At 42.1% G+C, this 19,510-nt stretch carries 12 protein-coding genes; all 12 read left to right on the top strand.

Annotation, left to right across the window (positions count from 1 at the left end; genetic code table 11):
• Positions 1 to 96: 96 nt before the first annotated feature.
• On the top strand, positions 97 to 2,793 hold the full coding sequence (locus RCG19_RS06900) for an alpha-mannosidase (RefSeq protein WP_308110219.1): 2,697 nt from the start codon (positions 97 to 99) through the stop codon (positions 2,791 to 2,793).
• Positions 2,794 to 2,812: 19 nt separating this feature from the next.
• Positions 2,813 to 4,141, top strand: a complete 1,329-nt coding sequence (locus RCG19_RS06895) for a glycoside hydrolase family 125 protein (RefSeq protein ID WP_308110218.1) — start codon at positions 2,813 to 2,815, stop codon at positions 4,139 to 4,141.
• Positions 4,142 to 4,183: 42 nt separating this feature from the next.
• Positions 4,184 to 4,804, top strand: coding sequence for a YesL family protein (locus RCG19_RS06890; protein WP_308110217.1), 621 nt, complete (start codon positions 4,184 to 4,186; stop codon positions 4,802 to 4,804).
• Between the two features lie 28 nt (positions 4,805 to 4,832).
• The gene (locus RCG19_RS06885; protein WP_308110216.1) at positions 4,833 to 6,713 is read left to right on the top strand and encodes a beta-N-acetylhexosaminidase; all 1,881 of its coding nucleotides are present in this window, start codon (positions 4,833 to 4,835) and stop codon (positions 6,711 to 6,713) included.
• A 60-nt stretch (positions 6,714 to 6,773) separates the two neighbouring features.
• A complete protein-coding gene (locus tag RCG19_RS06880) occupies positions 6,774 to 9,881 on the top strand; it encodes an alpha-mannosidase (RefSeq protein ID WP_308110215.1) in 3,108 nt (1,035 codons plus the stop codon).
• 200 nt (positions 9,882 to 10,081) lie between these two features.
• Positions 10,082 to 11,011, top strand: coding sequence for an ABC transporter permease (locus RCG19_RS06875; protein WP_308110214.1), 930 nt, complete (start codon positions 10,082 to 10,084; stop codon positions 11,009 to 11,011).
• A 61-nt stretch (positions 11,012 to 11,072) separates the two neighbouring features.
• Positions 11,073 to 12,065, top strand: a complete 993-nt coding sequence (locus tag RCG19_RS06870) for a carbohydrate ABC transporter permease (RefSeq protein WP_166240386.1) — start codon at positions 11,073 to 11,075, stop codon at positions 12,063 to 12,065.
• A gap of 23 nt (positions 12,066 to 12,088) precedes the next feature.
• Positions 12,089 to 13,543 (top strand): ABC transporter substrate-binding protein, encoded by a 1,455-nt coding sequence (locus RCG19_RS06865; protein WP_308110213.1) that lies wholly within the window; start codon positions 12,089 to 12,091, stop codon positions 13,541 to 13,543.
• Positions 13,544 to 13,611: 68 nt separating this feature from the next.
• The gene (locus RCG19_RS06860; protein WP_308110212.1) at positions 13,612 to 15,408 is read left to right on the top strand and encodes a sensor histidine kinase; all 1,797 of its coding nucleotides are present in this window, start codon (positions 13,612 to 13,614) and stop codon (positions 15,406 to 15,408) included.
• Complete coding sequence (locus tag RCG19_RS06855; RefSeq protein WP_308110211.1) at positions 15,401 to 16,906, top strand: response regulator transcription factor; 1,506 nt, start codon at positions 15,401 to 15,403, stop codon at positions 16,904 to 16,906. Before RCG19_RS06860 ends, RCG19_RS06855 begins: the two co-directional genes overlap by 8 nt.
• Positions 16,907 to 16,927: 21 nt before the next feature.
• On the top strand, positions 16,928 to 18,343 hold the full coding sequence (locus RCG19_RS06850) for a glycoside hydrolase family 1 protein (protein ID WP_308110210.1): 1,416 nt from the start codon (positions 16,928 to 16,930) through the stop codon (positions 18,341 to 18,343).
• A gap of 116 nt (positions 18,344 to 18,459) precedes the next feature.
• Positions 18,460 to 19,323, top strand: a complete 864-nt coding sequence (locus RCG19_RS06845) for an ROK family protein (protein WP_308110209.1) — start codon at positions 18,460 to 18,462, stop codon at positions 19,321 to 19,323.
• Positions 19,324 to 19,510: the final 187 nt, after the last annotated feature.

Raw genomic sequence — 19,510 nt, 5'->3', positions numbered from 1 at the left:
TAGGTTTTTTTATTGTTAGTGGTGAAGGAATTCTATCACACTAAAATGACAGCGTTTTCGCACCGGTATATAAATCATCGAAGGAGGGGACGTCTTATGAAGAAGACAGCCCATATTATCTCTCATTCTCATTGGGACAGGGAATGGTATTTACCTTTTGAAAAACATCGCTACTACTTTATCAAACTAATGAATCAACTTATTGAACAGTTTAAAAAGGAAGGAAATACGTTTCAATCCTTTCATCTAGATGGGCAGACGGTTCTATTAGAGGATTATTTTGCAGTGCATCCGGAAAAGCGTGAAATCGTGAAACAATTAATTGAAGAGAAAAAACTATATATTGGTCCTTGGTATGTACTGCAGGATGCCTTCTTAACTAGCTCTGAGGCCAATATCCGCAACCTGCAGATTGGCCTGAATGATACATTAGCCTATGGTCATGCTTCAAAAATTGGCTATTTTCCTGATACATTCGGCATTTACGGGCAGGCACCGCAGATTCTGAAACAAGCGGGGATTGATACCGCAGCCTTCGGACGGGGCGTGAAACCGACCGGCTTTAATAACACGGTATCAGACACTCCTGATTTTGAATCTCCTTATTCCGAGATGATTTGGAAATCACCTGATGGCTCCAGTGTTTTAGGTATTTTATTTGCCAATTGGTATTCAAATGGGAATGAAATCCCGGTGAACGAAGACGAAGCAAAAGCATTCTGGGATAAAAAACTTCAAGATGCTGAAAAATATGCATCGACGAATCAGTTATTGTTTATGAATGGCTGTGATCACCAGCCGCTGCAAAAGACGATACCAAAGGCGATTGAAACAGCCGCTGCCCTATATCCTGATTACCATTTCAAGCATTCCAGCTTTGACGAATATACAGAGGCGGTAAAAGGTTCTCTTCCAGAAAAGCTGCAAGTGATTGAAGGAGAGCTGCGCAACCAGCGGACAGACGGCTGGTCTACACTTGTCAACACCGCGTCAAGTCGGATTTACCTGAAGCAATGGAACAACCTTTGTCAAAACCTGTTGGAGAAAACAGCTGAACCACTGGCTGCGATGAATTATTTAGCGGGCGGAACCTACCCCCGTGAATACATCCGCTTTATGTGGAAATCGCTGATGAAGAATCACCCGCATGACAGCATTTGCGGCTGCAGTGTTGATGAAGTTCACCGCGAAATGGTCACCCGTTTTGAAAGCGTCGCGCAAATGGGTGAAGTATTCGTACAGGAACAGGCCGTATTGCTTGCCCAAACGATTGATACTTCACAAACACCGGAAGGCGGTATTCCACTTGTTGTCATGAACACAACAGGATGGGAGAAAAATGAAGTCGTTACGAAAACCCTAGATCTTGAAAAGGTGTATTTTTCACACATGCATTTTGAAGAAATTCCTGCTTACCTGCAGGATAAAGAAATGCCGGAATACCGCCTAGTAGATGATCAAGGCAAAGAAATTCACTGTCAGCTCGAAGAAGCAACAATCGAATTTGGCTATGATTTACCGGACGATCAATTCCGCCAGCCGTTTTTTGCTAAACGGGCGAAGTTGTCTTTCTTTGCGGAGTGTGTTCCGTCATTTGGCTATAAAACATTCTATCTTGTGCCTGCTGATCAACAGATCCAGCAACAGGAAAAGGTGCAGCCTGCGCCTGACAACAGGCTTGAAATGGAAAATGAATATGTGCATGTAGCGTTCCATTTGGATGGAAGCTACGATTTAACCGAGAAGCAATCCGGCGTAATCTTCCATAATCTTGGCATGTACGAAGATACTGGGGATGTCGGAAATGAATATATGTACAAAGAAGCAAAGGGTCATGCGGCGATCACAACAAAAGGAGTGCCGGCGAAATTTACCCTTGTAGAAAAAAATGCCCTCAGAACGGTTCTAGCGTTCACGCACACTCTATCGATTCCGGTTTCTGCCGATGACCGACTAGCCATTGAACGGAATAAATTGATTTGGCATAAAGAAAGAGAAGCAGGCAGATCAAGAGAAATGACAACCATCGAACTAAGAACAATGGTCACCCTGGAAAAAGGAATGAAGGGTCCAGCCTTTAAGCTTACGATAGATAACCAAGCAACGGATCACCGTCTGCGCGTTCTCTTCCCGACCGGACTAAAGACCGAAACACATCAAGCAGATAGTATTTTTGAAATTGTCACCCGCCCGAATACAGCGGAGAAGGAATGGGAGAATCCAAGCTTTTGCCATCATCAGCAGCGATTTGCCAGCCTCTCAGATGACAAGATGGGCTTAACCGTCGCAACCGATGGTCTTCAGGAATATGAAATCTTGCCGGCAGACGGAACAATTGCCGTTACCGTGCTGCGCTCGACGGCGGAACTGGGTGACTGGGGCTACTTCCCGACACCTGAAGCCCAATGCTTAGGGATGCAAACAGCGCAATGGCAGGTGCTTCCCCATGAAAAGGATGTCATTAAGTCACAGGCATTTGTAGACGCTTACCAATATAAAGTGCCGCTGATGGTTATTCAGACCGATACTCATGAGGGAACATTACCGGTGACCTATCAGTTTGTACACACCGAGGCAACCGGTCTTGTATGGACATCGATGAAGGTGGGGGAAGCGAAGAATGATGTCATGATTCGCTGGTTTAATCCGTCTGAGAAACAAGCAAGCCTAAGCGCTACTATTCATGATTACCAATCCTATAAGAGTACGATTCTTGAAGAAAGAATAAATCCATCAATAGATTTATATGAAGTAGAAAAATACGAAATTATTACCCTTGGTTTCGAAAAATAGGAAAAGGAGTGTGGTAAACATGACGACAGTGATTCCTGAATCAATGAAAAAACTTATCCATCACGTCAAGGAATTTTTCCCTGATAACCTCAAGCTGCAGCAGATGTTTGAGCAATGTTTTGTCAATACGTATACAACTACCATGAAAAAACAAGGAGATGGCAAAACGTTTGTCATTACAGGCGATATTCCGGCAATGTGGCTGCGGGATTCAGCTGCCCAGGTTCGGCCGTATTTATTGGCTGCGGAAGAGGATGAAGAAATCGCGGATTTGCTCGAAGGAGTGATCCGCCAGCAATATGCTTTTATCCTGCACGATCCATATGCCAATGCCTTTAATGAAAGTGCGAATGGCAAAGGCCATCAAAATGACGATACAAACATGACAGCGCATGTTTGGGAACGAAAATATGAAATTGATTCCTTGTGCTATCCGGTGCAGTTGGCGTACTTATTTTGGAAGTCAACAGGACGTACCTCACATATTAATGAAACGTTCCAGCAGGTGGTAGAAACGATTATCCAAGTATGGAGAACGGAACAAGACCATGAGAAAGATTCTTCTTACCGCTTTAGGCGTTCGGAATGCCGTCAATCCGATACGTTAATTCGTGAGGGCAAGGGAGGCCGGGTGGTTCCGACCGGAATGACATGGAGCGCCTTCCGTCCGAGTGACGATGCCTGCACCTACGGATATCTGGTACCGGCGAATATGTTTGCCGTGGTGATCCTAGGGTATGCAGCTGAAATGTGTGAGGAATTGTTAATCAATCCATCATTACAAGAGGAATGCCTCATGCTCCGTTCGGAAATCCAAAGTGGAATTGAGCACTATGCCAAACTGGATCATCCGATTCACGGCGAACTGTACGTCTATGAAACCGACGGTGAAGGCAGGGTCAATTTGATGGATGACGCCAATGTACCGAGCTTACTGGCCGTACCGTATTTAGGCTACCTTTCATTTGAGGATCCGACCTATATAAATACGCGCAAATTTCTACTAAGCAGAGATAATCCCTACTATTATGAAGGAAAATATGCGAATGGAATAGGCAGTCCACATACTCCTGATCATTACATTTGGCATATTGCCCTTGCAATTCAAGGAATGACAACGACAAATGAAACGGAAAAACAGGAGATAATAGCTTATTTTCTTCAGACAGATGGCGGTACCCATTTCATGCATGAAGGCTTTAATGCCGATTGTCCGGAGGAATTCACAAGGGACTGGTTTGCATGGGCAAACACTATGTTCAGTGAATTTGTCTTAAGTTTAACGGGAAAAGCGGTTAAGGGCAGTCCGCTTTATCACCAATTACAGAAAATCAATTTCGTTAAGTAAATGGGGTAATTTCGTGGAGTCGAAGGGAAAGGATGATGCAGGATGAAAAAAGGTTCTTGGGTGAATGTGTTTGACTGGATATGGAGGGTGATTTCGGCCAATTTGTGCTGGATTGCCTTTACCATTCTGGGATTAGGGGTTTTGGGCTTTTTTCCTTCGTCGGTTGCCCTTTTTACCATTGTCCGGAAATGGATTAGACATGATACAGATTTGTCTGTATGGAAGACGTTTAAGCATGTGTACGTTAAAGAATGGAAAAGAACGAATGGAATTGGCCTTGTGTTTTACAGCATTGGCCTTTTCCTCTTTGTCGATATACGGATTGTAATGGGAATCATGACGGGTGTTTTTTCTATCTTTCTGCTCGTATTTTTATACTTTGTCGCCTTCCTGTTTATCATGTCTATTGGCTATTTCTTTTCGATTTATGTTCATTATCAGTTATCCACTAAGGAATATATCAAACAATCCTTTCTCTTTGCTGTGACAAGCTTTGGGCCTACCATTTGGATTGGAGCCGGGCTGTTAATGGTAGGCATGGTCATGTGGAAGATTCCAGGCTTACTCCTCTTTATTTCTGGGGTTGCACCAGCCTATTGGATGATGCGGGTCTGTCTGAGCCGCTTTTCGAAGCTTGAAAGAATCGCCAATCAACCATCATAAAAATTTGAATGAGATAGGGGAGAGCACGATGAAACTTCACCTAACTGGCGCGACAGCTGCCGTTGCCGATGGGCTTAAACTGGTATTGGAGAGTATAGGTATTCAACTTTCACCTGACGGATACCCTGTGCAGATAAGAAAACAAAATGGTCCCATTAGGGTTGTAAATCAAAGTGACAGTGGGCAAATTTATTTTGAAAAAACGGTTCACTTTTTCCGGGCAGTAGGACTTTGGGTGGAACACTTTCAAAATGAAGTTGAATTTGATGTAACAGAAGTGCCGCAGTTTGACATGAGTGGTGTTATGCTCGATGCCTCGAGAAATGCTGTGCCAACAATGGCTGAGGTAGAAAATTTACTGCGAAGAATGGCTGTAATGGGTCTCGATACCTTGATGCTTTATACCGAGGATACGTATGAGGTAAAGGAACATCCGTATTTCGGCTATATGCGGGGACGCTATACAGCAGAAGAGTTAACATCCCTTGATGATTATGCCGCGAAGCTGGGCGTTGAGATGATTCCTTGTATTCAAACATTGGGTCACTTACGAGAAGCGCTCAAATGGAATTATGCGGCGGACATTCGGGATACAGATGATATTTTACTAGTCGAAGAGCCGAAAACATATGAGTTTTTAGAGAATTGTATAAAGGCAGCATCGGAACCATTTCGGACAAAACGGATTCATATCGGCATGGATGAGACGTTCCAGCTTGGGCTAGGAAAATACCTGCAGCAGCATGGCTATGAAAACCATATCGATTTGATGAACCGTCATCTTCAAGAGGTCGTGACGATTACAGAAAAGCATGGGCTTAAACCCATGATTTGGAGCGATATGTATTTTCCATTGTTCGCGGAAGACAGCAAATATAAAGATGAGAACGGCAAGATACCGGAAGAGCTTATTGCGCAAATTCCGGATGTGGAGCTCGTGTACTGGAATTATTATAGTCAAGACCAGGAAGTCTATGAAACGGACTTTCATCGCCATATGCTGCTGGGCAAAACGCCAATTTTCGCTGGCGGGGCCTGGACGTGGAACGGAATCGCACCAAACTATGGGAAAGCCATTGTGACAACAGAAGCGGCGATTGCCGCCTGTAAAAAAGAAGGCATTAAGGAAGTCTTTGTTACGATGTGGGGCGATAACGGGGCAGAAACACCGTTCTCCACTTCACTGCCCATCCTGCAATTATTCGCAGAACATACCTATCATCAGGAAGTTACGCTAGAACAGGTAGCGAAGCGGTTTGAATTTTGTAGCGAGGGTCATTTTGATGATTTCATGATGTTAAAAAGGCTGGATGAAACCCCCGGTGTCATGAAGGATAATATGAACACCTCTATGACGTCTAAAGTGTTACTCTACCAGGATATTTTAATTGGATTATATGACGAAAATATCCGCGGCCTGTCTTTAGGCGAGCATTATCAAAAATTAGTCCCAGAGCTTGAAAAGGCAAAGAAAAATAATCCAGGCTGGGCGAGTCTATTTGGTTTTTACGAGCAATTAGCAAGGGTACTCAGTGAGAAGGCGGAAATCGGCCTTAGACTAACAGAGGCTTATAAGGAAAAAGATTACCAACAAATGAAATCCATCCTGGTTAAATTGGATGTGATTCAAACCAATGTGGATCTTTTACGCCAAAAGCACCGCAAAGTATGGTTTGCGGCCTATAAGCCATTCGGCTGGGAAGTGATTGATATTCGATATGGTGGCGTGATTACACGAATTGATTCGGTCAAATATCGGATTAACGAGTGGCTCGATGGCAGAATGACTAGTTTAGAAGAGCTAGAAGAAAAACGCCTGCGCCATGATGGACCATGGGAAGTTGTCGACGGATTAGTAGGTGGCAATGTGTATCATCGAATTGTAACGGCCGGGAACTTCTCGCTCTAAGTGGGTCGCAGTGCCCATAAGCGTGACAGGTTCACGAATTTGACCAAACGGGGTGAAAGCATGTTTTTGACCGAAAGAAAATTTGAAGCGCGCATAAGGGAATTAGAAGGTTTCCGGTATCGTGATTGCGTTAGCATCGAGCTATTTTACACACATGAGGATGATGGCGAGATTGGTGCCCATCCACCAAAGGCCTTCGATGAAAAAAGCACCATGAGGATTGGCGACTATTGGAAGGGACGCGATCGCTATATTTGGCTTCATGCGGTGGTAGATTGCCATCTGCCAAACAGCGTTCAACAAGTGGCAGGTATCTTTTCATTTGGCAAGACGGGCGGCGGGAATAATTCCGGGTTTGAATCATTACTTTTTGTAAACGGTAAACCATACCAAGGTGTCGACTCCAACCATGAAGAAGTACTGTTTGATGAGCATATGGCTAAGGGTCCAATGCGTTTAGACTTCCGACTCTGGTCCGGACTTGAAGGCGGTGGTGTGCCGGTTGAGAATGAATTTAAGCTGGAGCAGGCTGAAATCGGCTGGCTGGACACAAGGGTCGATAATTTATACTACACCCTTTTAGCGGCATATGAGGTGTTAAAGGAGACGAATGAAGCAGACCCTACTTATTCAGTTTTGAAACAAATGCTTCAGGATGCCCTACTGCGAATGGATTGGACGGAACCTGGAAGCCTAGCGTTCTATGAATCCTGCTACGAAGCCGAAACGAGTCTTACAGAGGCGCTTCAGTCTATTGAAAAAACATCCGCTATTACGATTCATACTGTCGGTCACACCCATATTGATGTGGCTTGGCTTTGGCGCTTAAGGAACACAAGGGAGAAGGCCGCCCGTTCCTTTTCAACGGTCCTGCATTTAATGAGGCAGTTCCCTGAATACCAATTCCTGCAAACCCAGCCGCAGCTCTATGAGTATATCAAAACCGACTACCCAGACATTTACGAGCAAATAAAGGATAGAATTGCGGCAGCCCAGTGGGAAGCTGGTGGAGCAATGTGGCTCGAAGCCGACTGTAATATCCCGAGCGGTGAGTCGTTGGTCCGGCAAATCCTCCATGGGAAGAACTTTTTTAAAGAAGAGTTTGGTGTCGATTGTCAATACCTTTGGCTTCCGGACGTTTTCGGTTATAGCTGGGCGCTGCCGCAAATCTTGAAAAAATCCGGCATTAACACAATGATGACAACAAAAATTAGCTGGAATCAATACAACCGGATGCCTCATGATACTTTTCACTGGAAGGGAATCGACGGTTCGGAGATCTTAACACACTTTATCACCACACCGGAACCATGGAATGGACCGGATTCATGGTTCTATACGTATAATGGCTACATTACCGCGAAAACCGTTAAGGGAGCTTGGAACGGCTATCGTGACAAAGACTTATCAAAGGACCTGCTTCTTTCATACGGGTATGGTGACGGCGGTGGCGGTGTTAATCGTCATATGCTTGAAATGCGCCGCAGATTTGACCAAATGCCTGGAATGCCAAAGGTGAAGACAACAACGGCAGGTGAATTTTTCGAAAAACTGCATGAAAATGTCGAGAAATCGACCGGTTATATTCATAAGTGGGACGGCGAACTGTACCTGGAATACCACCGTGGTACCTATACAAGTCAGGCCTTTATGAAAAAAATGAATCGTAAACTGGAGCTGCTCTATCGCAGAGCTGAATTCCTATCCTCTTGGCTGTCTGAAAATGGCGTATGGCTTGGCGATGCTGCAATGAAAGACGGCTGGAAGATTATTTTAAGAAATCAATTTCATGATATTATCCCAGGGTCTTCGATTCATGAAGTCTATGAAGATGCCAGGGAAGAATATGCGGAAGCGCTGCAAATCGTTCAGCAAGTGGAAACCATGCTTGTGGAAAGCGGAGTCGACCAGGCCGACCGTTCCGTCGTTGTTTTCAATTCCACGCACCAAACCGGCAAAAGAAATGTGGTCATGTCTCAGTTTGCTGATTGTGCAGCTGGGGTTTGGACAGATGGCAAGGGCACGGTGTTTCCTTCTCAAAAACGCCCTGATGGCTGGCTTGTTGCAGTCGATTCTCTTCCATCCTTTGGTGCGAAGCAATTGTATTTTGAACCGGCTGAAGCAGCACCGGAAACAACGCATTTCACGTATCATGAACGAAAGGTAGAAACACCGTTTTATGAGGTGGAGTGGAATGAGTACGGACAGATTACAACGCTTTATGATAAAGAAGCACAGCGCCATGTGCTAGCAGATGGTCAAAGCGGCAATGTACTGCAAATCTTTGAAGATAAACCGCTTGCCCATGATGCCTGGGATATTGATATTTTCTATCACGAGAAGATGGAGGAAATCCGAAATATCGCCACATTCGAGGTAGTGGAGAACGGGGAACTGACTCTTGCGATTGATAGTAAATGGTCGTATCATCATTCGGACATTTCTCAGCGGATTGTTTTTTATAAAAATGATCGTCGGATTGATTTTGAAACCAAGGTAGACTGGCATGAAAAGCGTAAATTACTTAAGGCTTCATTCCCTGTGGATGTTCGCGCGACAGAGGCAACCTATGATATTCAATATGGTAATGTAAAGCGCCCGACCCATTGGAATACCAGTTGGGAAATGGCGAAATTTGAATCAGTCGGACACCAGTGGGCAGATCTTTCCGAGCCAGATTATGGGGTAAGTTTACTGAATGACTCCAAATATGGCTATGATATCAAAGAAAATGTGATGCGGTTAACCTTATTAAAAGCAGCCACACATCCGGATCCTGAGGCAGATCAGGGCATGCATTCCTTTACCTATTCACTATATCCGCATATAGGCGATTGGCGGCAGGCGAAGACAGTGGAAAAGGCCTGGGATTTAAATGACCCCGTTTTCGCTGTTGAAGGGAAATGGACGAAGGAAGATTCGTTTATTGAATGCGATACAGACCATATTTGGATTGATGCGATAAAGCCTGCTTACGATGGCAATGGCCTGATTATCCGTTTACATGAGTATGAGGGCAGACGAGGCAAGGTGTCTCTGAACGTTCGAAAACCCATCACATCATGGGTGGAGACCAATTTGATGGAAGAACCTATTGCAGAGGCAGCACCATCACCATTTGAGTTTGAAATTAAACCATATGAAATTAAGACATTCAGAATCGTATAGAAAAAATGGATGACCGACCGGCATGTTCCAGTCGGTCATTTCATGTTTACTCTATCTTTTCCATGGCTAAATATAGATAGCATGTCGTGATTTCTAAGATTTTTGCACTTAATCCCAAATTAGTCAACTATAAATCAATTTCTATCCACTATAAAATATAAATATGGAAGTGCTTACATTGAAGTGAGAGGAGGATAAGTGTGAAAAAGATAGTGAGTGATATCTATCAAAATAGAATCTGGTTACTAATGGTTTTACCAGGAACCATCTGGCTGCTATTATTCTCTTATTTGCCGATGTTTGGTCAAGTATTGGCCTTTAAAAAGTTTCGAATTGATCCGGATGGCTTTTTCGCGAGTGTGATGAACAGTGAATGGGTCGGCTGGGAGAACTTTACGTATTTGTTCAGTACAAATGATGCCTTTGTCATTACAAGAAATACGATCCTGTACAATCTCGTCTTTATCGTCTTAGGGCTTGTGGCGGCTGTTGCAACTGCCATACTCCTCAGCGAGTTAGTAAATAAAAGGTTATCTAAGGTTTATCAGACTGGAATGCTGTTCCCGCATTTTATTTCATGGGTTATTGGCAGCTACTTTGTCTTTACCTTCTTAAGTTCGGATCGTGGTCTGTTAAACCATGTTCTTGGCTGGTTCCATATTGACGCTGTTTCGTGGTACAGCGAGCCTAAATATTGGCCATATATCATCGTTTTTATGAGCATTTGGAAGGGTGTCGGATATGGCAGCATCGTGTATTTAGCATCGATTGTCGGAATTGATCGAACGTATTATGAAGCAGCTATGATCGATGGTGCAACAAAATGGAAGCAGATTAAGCATGTTACCCTTCCCATGCTAAAGCCATTGATGATTATCTTAACCATCATGAATATTGGCCGGATCTTCAACTCGGATTTTGGACTATTTTATCAAGTGCCAAGAGATTCCGGAGCCCTATTTCCAGTCACAAATGTTATCGATACATTCGTATATCGGGGGCTCATGACGTTGGGTGATATTGGTATGAGTACGGCAGCAGGTCTTTATCAGTCAGCTGTAGGTTTCATCCTTGTGATGATAACAAACTATATAGTAAGAAAAGTCGATGAGGAAAGTGCGTTGTTTTAATAGCTGCATGTCGGGGCTGACCAAGGCGCTTACGCATTTCTCAGAGAGGAGGGGAAAATAAATGCCCAATGATCTAAATCAAGCTCAAGTTTCAGTCGTCGCATCACAGCCGTTGGATCAGTTGAAAGGGGGTGGAACAAAGATTAAACGGAAAAAGACAAGGAATTATCATGAACTGCATCCCGTTGTCAATACCATTTTCAGTGTACTGTTAGGTATTTTCACCATCATGTGTGTCTTTCCATTTATCTATGTTATCATTATTTCCTTTACAAGTGAGGAAAGTATTGTCAGACATGGCTTTCAAATTTTCCCGGCGGAATGGAGTACCGATGCGTACCATTACTTATGGAATGTGAAGGATCAATTGCTGGGGTCTTATGGTGTAACACTATTGATTACGGTAGTGGGAACCATCATTAGTGTGTTGATGATCTCCTTTTATGCGTATGCGATTTCACGACCTCAATTTAAATATAGAAAATTTTTCACCTTCCTAGCATTCTTTACGATGCTGTTTAGTGGTGGATTGGTACCAACCTATATTGTGGTTACGCAATTTTTAGGATTGAAAAACTCCATATGGGCGTTAATCCTGCCCCTTGTTATGAATGCTTTTTATATTATCATCATGAGAACCTTCTTTATGAAATCCGTTTCCGAATCCATTTTGGAATCTGCGCGGATTGATGGGGCAAGTGAATGGAGAATCTTCTTTCAAATCGTCTTTCCGCTCTCGCTTCCGGGCATTGCGACGATTGCTTTGTTCAGTACATTGGGGTATTGGAATGATTGGTTTACGGCATTACTCTATATTGATGATCCAAAATTAGTGCCGCTCCAAGCCTTATTGATGAAGATCGAGGCAAACCTTGAATTCATGAGGCAAAATGTTGAAGTGGGGATCATGCAGCAAAGTTTATTTGATACGTTGCCGCAGGATTCAGCCAAAATGGCCATGGTCGTTATCGCCACACTACCGATAGCAGTCTCTTATCCGTTCTTTCAAAAGTACTTTATTAGCGGATTGACTATTGGCGGCGTTAAAGAATAAAAAAAGAAAAGGGGAGAGATACGATGAAGAAAAGGTTAGTATTTTTACTGGCGCTCGTTTTATCCATTGGAACGATACTTTCTGCCTGCAGCGGTAAAGAAAGTTCTACTTCGGAGAAAGGCGGGAAAGATGGAGAGCCATATGAAATTAAATGGTACACGATTGGAACTCCGCAAAAGGATACGGATAAGGTATTTGCTGAAGTCAATAAGTATGTCAAAAAGAAAATTAATGCTACAGTTAAAATGCAGCAAATTGACTGGGGAGATTGGACACAAAAATCCCAAGTAATGATCAATGCGGGTGAATCATTTGATATAATCTTTACAAATGGTACTGATTATGTCCAAAATGCACAAAAGGGTGCTTTTGTGGCACTCGATGATATGTTAAATAAAGAAGGCAAGGATCTGAAGAATGCCATCGATCCAGCCCTTTTAGAGGGAAATAAGATTAATGGTAAAATTTATGGTGTTCCTACGAATAAAGAAGCGGCAAGACAGTCCGTTTATACGTTCAACAAACGTCTTGTTGATAAATACAAGTTTGATCTTACAAAAGTAAAAACCTTAGAAGATCTTGCACCAATGTTGAAAACCATTAAGGAAAATGAACCAGGCATTACTCCAATGGCAACCTTTAAAGCGTATCTTCCCTTTGACTATACCTTTAATAATGAAATGCCATTTGCGTTCCCGCTTGAGGGTGACAGAGACCATGTGATGAACCAATTTGAAACGGATTTAGCGATGTCAACCTACAAAACCATGCATTCGTATTACAAAGCAGGCTACCTTAAAGAAGATGCAGCAACAAGCAAAGACAGCTGGCCAATGGATGTAGAGAATTGGTTTGTCCGTATGGGTGATTCTCAGCCATATGCTGACTTACTATGGTCCCGTTCAGCAAAATATGACGTCGTTTCTGTACCGGCTGAAGAGCCAACCACATTTAACGATTCTGTTTCTGGTTCTATTCAGGCCATTTCTGCTACATCTAAGAATCCTAAAAAAGCAATGGAGTTCTTAACTCTTCTTAACACAGATTCATACCTTCGCAACCTTGTTGATAAAGGAATTGAAGGCGTGCATTACAAAAAGAATGATGATGGCACAATTGAAGATCTTCCAGCACGTATTGATAACTATAATATCCCAACCTATTCAATCGGTAACTTCTTCGTCTTGGATTTATATAAAGATGATCCAAAGGATAAATGGGAGAAGTTCAAGGAATTTAATGACGCTGCTAAACCAGCACCAACCCTTGGCTTCCATTTTAACAGTGATCCAGTGAGATCAGAAATTGCTTCGATTACAAATATTTCTAAAGAATTCTATCCAGCACTGGCAACAGGTTCTGTTGATCCAGAAGAATATCTGCCAAAATACAATAAAAAGTTAAAAGAAGCTGGAATTGATAAGGTATTAAAAGAGATTCAAAAGCAATTTGATGACTGGAAAAGCAAGCAAAAATAAGAGTAAAAATCAAGCTGGGTGGAATATTCCAGCTTGATTTTATTTCAGCCAAATCAGAGGACAGCTAAATGGAGATAAGAAAAAAGAGACGCGTTACTCAAAACATTTTTAATAAATTATTTTTAACATCTTCCATTACCATCATTATGACGGTCATTATCTTAATTGTTACGATTACCAACTATTATTCAGATGTGATTATTCAAAAGGAAGTCAATATAAATACAAGAATATTAGAAAGAGTAGAGGATTACTTTTCTGCTAAGGATTCAGATATTAGTAGGGCGATGAGGGATCTTTATACGAATGGCGATATGATTGATGATATTTCCTTTGCCCTTCACAATGGTTATGGGAAATATTTAGAATACCGCTTAGATAAATATTCGGAAAGCAAATCGTTTACACCGAGCAATATTGAAACCTATTTTAAAGGCTATTTCAGCCAAGATAGTGATTTAAATGCGATTAGTTTACGTTCGGTGGAAAATTCGTCAATTGAATATTTGTTAATCAATAATAATTTACGATGGAATAACAGCATTATTGGTCATGTCACCCCTTCAGAACCATCGCTCTCCCAAGGGCCGCCAAGAGTAATGGAAGAGGGTCTTCCAAAGGGAAGGGAATTAAGAAACACCATTACGAGAAAGGTTGAAATTAACAATCCGGTTACACTTACGAAAATGGGGGAACTATCCATTTTCTACTCAACAGAACGTCTAGATAAAATGTTGAAAAGGCATGATGGGGCGCCAGCTTCTTTCTTCTTACTGGATGCGCACGGCAAGATCCTCTATTCGCTTAATAATGGTGTTCCTCTAGAGATGATCAGTCAGGTAGAACATGAAACGAATGAGACGAAGGTAAAGTGGAAACAGGAAAATTATTATATTAATACCATCGCGAACAAGGGAGATTATACGTATGTCAGTGTGATTCCTGACAAAGACTGGCTTAAGTTATCTATTGTAAGGGGAACCATGTGGGTCGTTATTATCTTCCTTATTAGTATTGCCATTTTAATCTCATATTCGTTTACGTTCAATTACTCGCGGCGAATTAATACCATTGTTTCTATTATCCGCCAGGTAGAAAAAGGAAACCTTGATGCGCGGATACCGGAATCTAAGCACGAGGACGAATTATCCAAGATTGCTGTTAATATCAATTCAATGTTGACGGAATTGAATAATTATATCGAACAATTTTACCTGCTGAATATGAAGCAGCAGCAGGCAGAATTGAAAGCCCTTCAAGCACAAATTGATCCTCATTTTTTATTTAATACGCTTGAAGCGATCCGGATGGTTGCAGTGGTAGAGGGGTCAAAAACCTCGAGTAAAATGATCTTCCATTTAGCCAAGCTTTTTCGATACTCGTTAGAGTCCAAAGATATGGTTCCATTTTATACCGAAATCGAATATGTCAATCAATATTTGAAATTAATGCAGTTCAAATATCCCAATAAACTAGAGGTGCATATTGATATTCCAAGTGAACTGGAACAAGCACCCGTGCAAAAATTAATTCTGCAACCGATTATTGAAAATTATTTTGTCCATGGGTTTAAAAAGGATCGGCCTGATAATGAGCTATTCATTCGTGCTGTAAACCTGGGAGACAAAATTGAAATACGTGTAGAAGACAATGGTAAGGGAATGTCCGAAGAAGAACTTTCCAACCTTGTGCATCATATCAATCGTGAAGAGGGCGATGAAATGAATTCAATCGGGTTAAGAAATATCCATCAACGGTTAAAAATTAGATATGGAGACCAGTTTGGGATTACACTGAAAAGCTTTCAAAATCAAGGAACAATTGTCACTCTAACCATTCCAGTGCAGGGGACTAACCATGTTTAGAGTCCTGCTGGCTGATGATGAGTCTCTAATAACATTAGGATTGCAGGCGCTTCTGGATTGGGAGGATTACGGGTTTGAAATTGTTTATACAGCGGAAAGCGGAGAAGAAGCCCTCAGCTTTCTTAAGGATCATCCGGTTGACCTACTGATCACCGATATTTTAATGGGGGAAATGTCTGGATTGGAATTAATTCATGCGGTGAGAGAAATTCAGCCCCAGATGAAAAGTATTGTATTAACTGGCTATCAAGAGTTTGGTTTTGTTAAACAAGGGCTGCTATTAGGCATTGAAAACTATTTGGTAAAGCCTGTGGATGAGGAAGAGTTATTAACGACCATCCAAAATGTTGGCCAGAAATTGAATGCTGTGATGGGTTCCGATCATCCACAAGAAACGACCACATTGCGGGATAATACCTTATGGCGTTTTATCAATGGTGAAATTGACAAAAATGATGTGCTTGAAAGAATGGCATTATATGATATCCAATTTAACCAACCGCATTATCTTGTATCGATTTTAAATTTTGAACATTACCATAAGACTCCGGTATTAACGGATATTCGGAACTTTATCGAAGAATATTACTCTGCGACATGTCTCTATAGTCCAAATCAAGAATTAATCATTCTCTTTGGAAGTACGAATGAAGAAGAATTAGGTAAATGGAATAAACTCCTTGTGAGTCAACTTTGTGAGGAGCAATGGGGAATCGGTCAATTCTATTTATCTATGGGAAAGCCGGTTACTACCATTGATGAATTAGAAAAGAGTTTTACCATTGCAAGTGAATACAGCCTTCTTCAACTTTATTCAGAACCAAATGTTCTTCTATCAGGCAGAATCTCGGTAGATAAACAAGACGAATTAAAAAAACAGCAGGAATGTAAAGAAAATATCGTAAAACAACTTGTTAAAGCAAATGAAGAAACATTGCAGATGGTTGATTTGTTTTTTCAATATCTTACGAGGAAGGCAAAATTCATATCCCCACAAGTGGCGAAAAAATATACATTTGACTTAATTTCGTATATTCATTATTCCATCCAGCCAGATGACCTTTCTGAGTACACTGCGGCCGTTGAAAAAATGGTATATAGTTCGGATGTTACTCAGCTGAAGGCCATTTTGGAGGAGTATTGCCAAGGATTACTTCTTTCTATTAATAATCAAGTTCATATGCGAAGCCCCATTGTACAAAATATTCTAAAGTTTATTCATGCCCACTACGATGAAGGGATATCCTTGAAAACTTTAGGTCAACAGTTTCATGTAAACGCCATCTATCTTGGGCAATTATTTCAAAAAGAAGTCGGGGTTGTCTTTTCTGAATACCTGAATCGCTATCGATTAGAAAAAGCAAAGGAATTATTAAAAACCACCCATTATCGTGCAGGTGAAATTGGAAAAAAAGTAGGCTATTCCGATACGACTTACTTTTATAAACAATTTAAGAAAACGGTTGGTACGACACCAAGTGAGTGGAGGAAAATTTAAAACAGAAACGGTGATGAATGTATGGAGAAAGTTTCATGTGAAAATCAAGTAAACTATCGTTTTCCGAACGGATTCTGGTGGGGGAGTGCGGCTTCAGGTCCACAAACAGAAGGTGCTGCGGATTTGGATGGAAGGAAACCAAGTATCTGGGATTACTGGTACAGCATTGAACCAAATTGTTTCCATCATGGTGTAGGGCCCGAGAATACATCTAACTTCTATCATCAGTTTAAAGAAGATATTCAACTAATGAAGGAAACGGGTCATAATTCCTTCCGAACCTCGATTCAATGGTCGCGGTTGATTCCAAATGGAGTCGGGGAAGTGAATCAGCAGGCAGTTGATTTTTACAATCGTGTCATTGATGAACTAATTGCAACTGATATTGAACCATTCATGAATCTCTACCATTTCGATATGCCGATGTGCATGCAGGAAAAAGGCGGCTGGGAAAGCCGGGAAGTCGTCGATGCGTATGTGAATTATGCGGCAACCTGTTTTCAATTATTTGGGGATCGGGTGAAGTATTGGTTTACCTTTAACGAACCGATCGTTCCCGTTGAGGCTAGTTATTTATATGATTTGCATTACCCCCATATAATAGATTTCAAACGAGGTGCGGCTGTGGCTCACAACACGATTGTGGCCCATGCTAAGGCTGTAGAAGCATTTAAAAAGGTACATCTCGGCGATGCAAAGATTGGCATTATCCTAAACTTAACGCCGTCCTATCCAAGAAGTCAGGATCCGGAAGATGTGAAAGCTGCTCATATTGCCGATCAATTCTTTAACCGCAGCTTCCTTGATCCCGTCACAAAAGGGGAATATCCGAAAGACTTGATTGAGATTTTAAAAGATAAAGAGGTACTTCCGACAGTGGAACCGGGAGATTTAGAGGTCATCAGGAACAATCCCATTGATCTATTAGGTGTGAACTACTACCAGCCGCGACGTGTCAAAGCAAAAGAAGAGCCGGTACCAGCAGGGACTCCGTTTATGCCGGAGCATCTATTTGATCCATATATCATGCCAGGCCGGAAAATCAATCCGCATCGGGGCTGGGAAATTTGTGAGGAAGTCATCTATGACATAATGATCGATATTCGTGACCACTATGGCAATCTTCCATTCTTTATCTCAGAGAATGGGATGGGGGTGGAAGGGGAAGCGAAGTTCCGTAATCCCGAAGGATTTATCGAGGATGATTACCGGATTGAGTTTATCCAGGAACACTTGAAGTGGGTGCATAAAGGTCTGCAAGAAGGGGCGAATTGCCTTGGCTATCACCTTTGGACCTTTATGGATAACTGGTCATGGACAAATGCCTATAAGAACCGCTATGGATTAGTAGAGGTAGATAGAGAGAACAATTTTAAACGAACGATTAAAAAATCCGGCAGATGGTATAAACAGGTAGCTGAACACAATGGTTTTTAACTGAAGTGGAGGCATGCCAATTTGATAACGAGGCCAATTTAATTGGAGCTTTGTTTCATTTCTTGAAGGGATAAGCAGCATCAGGAAGATAAAAGAAACGACAGGGAGGAACCTAAATGTTTGGTGCAATTGAAGCTGGTGGAACAAAGTTTGTATGTGCGGTTGGAGACAAGGGAGGGACGATTATTGACAGGATTAAGATTCCTACGACAGTTCCGGAGGAAACGATGACTGAGGTATTCGCCTTTTTTAAAAAATATGAGCTTGATGCCATTGGAATCGGCTCATTTGGCCCTATTGATGTGAATCCGGAAAGTCCCACCTATGGGATGATTACCTCTACACCGAAATTGGCATGGAGGAACTTTCCGTTTGTCCAGGCATTACAAGATGCTTTTTCCGTACCGATTGGTTTCAATACCGACGTGAATGCAGCGGCATTAGGGGAAGCCGTTTACGGTGCGGCAAAAGGGTTGGATAGCTGCCTTTATATTACGGTTGGGACGGGAATCGGCGCGGGTGCAGTGGTTCAAGGAAGGCTTCTTCAAGGACTGTCCCACCCCGAAATGGGCCATATTCTTGTAAGGCGCCATCCGAATGATGAGTATCAAGGTAAATGCCCCTATCATGGGGATTGTTTAGAAGGTCTTGCAGCAGGTCCGGCAATCGAAGAACGCTGGGGGCACAAAGGGTTCGAGCTAGTAGAACGATTGGAAGTATGGGATGTAGAAGGCTACTATATTGCGCAAGCACTGATGCAATATATTTTAATCCTATCCCCAAAAAGGATTATTCTTGGCGGTGGGGTAATGAACCAAAAGCAAGTATTCTCCTCCATTTATAAGTACCTGCCGGAGCTGGTTCAGGGTTATGTTTCCTTGCCAGATCTGAGGGAATATATAGTAAGTCCCGGACTAGGCGATGATGCTGGGATTACAGGCTCTCTTTTGCTTGCGCAGCAGGCATTCAATGGAGAGTAGGTTTCAACGATACAAATTGCAAGTGGCCGGGTCATGATGAATCGGCCTTTTTCTATCTACATCTTGATCATATTCTATGGAAAAATTTTTGTTGAAATAAATTTAGATAAACGAAATTTTAAAATGTAGAAATATTTTTGTGTCCTACTTTATATGATTAAAGCATGCCAAAATATTAATCAATGGG

The organism is Neobacillus sp. OS1-2 (assembly GCF_030915505.1).
Lineage (GTDB): Bacteria > Bacillota > Bacilli > Bacillales > Cytobacillaceae > Neobacillus.
The sequence above is the reverse complement of the archived record's forward strand: the minus strand, read 5'-3'. Positions and strand labels throughout refer to the sequence as shown.